This is a genomic window from Dietzia maris, assembly GCF_014144855.1.
Taxonomy (GTDB): domain Bacteria; phylum Actinomycetota; class Actinomycetes; order Mycobacteriales; family Mycobacteriaceae; genus Dietzia; species Dietzia kunjamensis.
On sequence record NZ_JAALDN010000228.1, the window covers coordinates 1 to 1,820 of the forward strand.

General features: G+C 64.7%; 1 protein-coding gene. It reads right to left on the reverse strand.

Annotated elements, in window-relative coordinates; all coding sequences use genetic code 11:
• Positions 1-171: 171 nt before the first annotated feature.
• The gene (locus tag G6024_RS08005; protein WP_159148441.1) at positions 172-1,611 is read right to left on the reverse strand and encodes an integrase core domain-containing protein; all 1,440 of its coding nucleotides are present in this window, start codon (positions 1,609-1,611) and stop codon (positions 172-174) included.
• Positions 1,612-1,820 lie beyond the last annotated feature (209 nt).

Here is a 1,820-nt window from a genome sequence, read left to right on the forward strand (position 1 = left end):
TGATGATCGGGTAGCGGTCGGACGGGCATCGGGTGGGTGTGTTATCTCGGCACATCGTGGACACCGGATCTCACCTCTTCGGTGACACCGGATCTCAGGGGTTCGTGCACAACTACCACCGACGAGGCCGCCGGCCTCAGGACGACCTGAGCTGGGGCCGGCGACTACGACCTATCGGGGGGTGAACACTTCTGGGACCGTGTTCTGCCGGTGCTCGTACTCCGCCAAGTGTTCTGCGCGCAGTCGCGTCCAGTGCTTGGTTGGGTTGACCATGTGGACGCCCCGGACGGTGTAGGACGGGACGTATCTGCCTCGTACCTCAAGGGCGACCAATGGCAGCGGGAACGAGAACACGACCTCGCCGGTGTCGATATCCGAGAGCAGGAACTCGTTGTCCGTGATCGTTCGGTAGTACTGGCGACCACCGAACGTGGACGGCAGAGATACGTGAAAGCCCTGATAGTAGACCTGCCGGTTGGCTCTGGTGACTTCGACCAGCGCTTGGTCCGCAGCCCGCTCAGGAGCATCGTCGCCTGGCTCGTCGGGAAGTACGTGCCCGGCTTTGGAGATCGTCAAGGAGGCTCGACTCAGGTCGCTGTTGCGTCGGCGGCGAGCCTGGCGGTACTGGGAGGCTTTGGCCTCGAGGACCTCCATTCGGATCGGTTCGGTCGCTGCGGTGTGCTCGAGCAGATCCCACGCGGTCTTCGGGGTGGACTGATCCAGGACCTGATGCGGGCGGCGATGGTTGTAGTGCTCGCGGAACCTCGTGATTCGCTCCCGCAGCTGCTCGAGCGTGGCGGGCCGGTTCGCGTTCAGAAATCGTGTCAGCGTCTGGTGCGAGCGTTCGTTCTTGCCCTGGGTGGTCGGCCTCCCCGGCAGTCCGGTGATGGGCATGGTGCCGCGCGAGGCGAGGAACACCTCGACCGTTCCGATGGTCCCCGAGCGCAGCTGGTTGAACGCCGACGAGTTGTCCGACAGCAACTCTTGTGGAGCGCCGTGCTCATCGATCGCCCGGCGCAGAACGTGCTGGGTGTCGGCGCTGTTCTCGCCGCGGGTATGTGCCCACGAGCCGACGTCGTAGCGGGTCGCGTCGTCGAGCACTTGGTAGACGGTCACCGTCTGCCCGTCCGCGAGTCTGTACTCGAACGCGTCCAGCTGCCACAGCGACATGGCCGTGGCGCGCACGAACGGGATGTACGAGGACTTCGGGCGCTTCTTCGGGGCCGCATCGACCTGGCCGACCGCGGACAACAACCGGCCGATGGTCTCCACCGACGGAATGAGTTTGCCGGGGAACGTCTCTTGCATCGCGGCCTCGTAATGGATCGATCGCGGTCCGTAGTCCCAGCCATCTGCTTTGAGCTGCTTGCGGATGCGCACCAGCTCGTTGACCACGTCCGGGCCGTATCTGCGAGCCGGGGCCCTCGGGGCCCGTGAACGTGGATGCAGCGCCGCCGTGGACTCCCTGGCTGCCCGGGCGCGCACCTTGTAGAACACGCTGCGCGAGACCTTCACCGAGCGACAGAACTCGGTCACCGTCAACGCGTGCGGCTGAGTGGGGTCGTAATTGATGATCGAAGCCCGCGTACGGGGCGAAAGCGAATTGGACATCCCGCGACCCTCACCCACCCCACCGCGAAATCTGTACACGATGTGGTGAGACAGCGTGTCCACGATGTCATGAGATCGTGTGTCCTCGAAGTGATGAGACAGGACAGGACGGGCATCGGGTAGCGGCATGCGCCCGTCCGACCGCGGGGCGGCTATGTCGTTGCCGTGGCGAGGTGCCGTCTCATGTTCGGGCCGTCGAGGGCGATGAT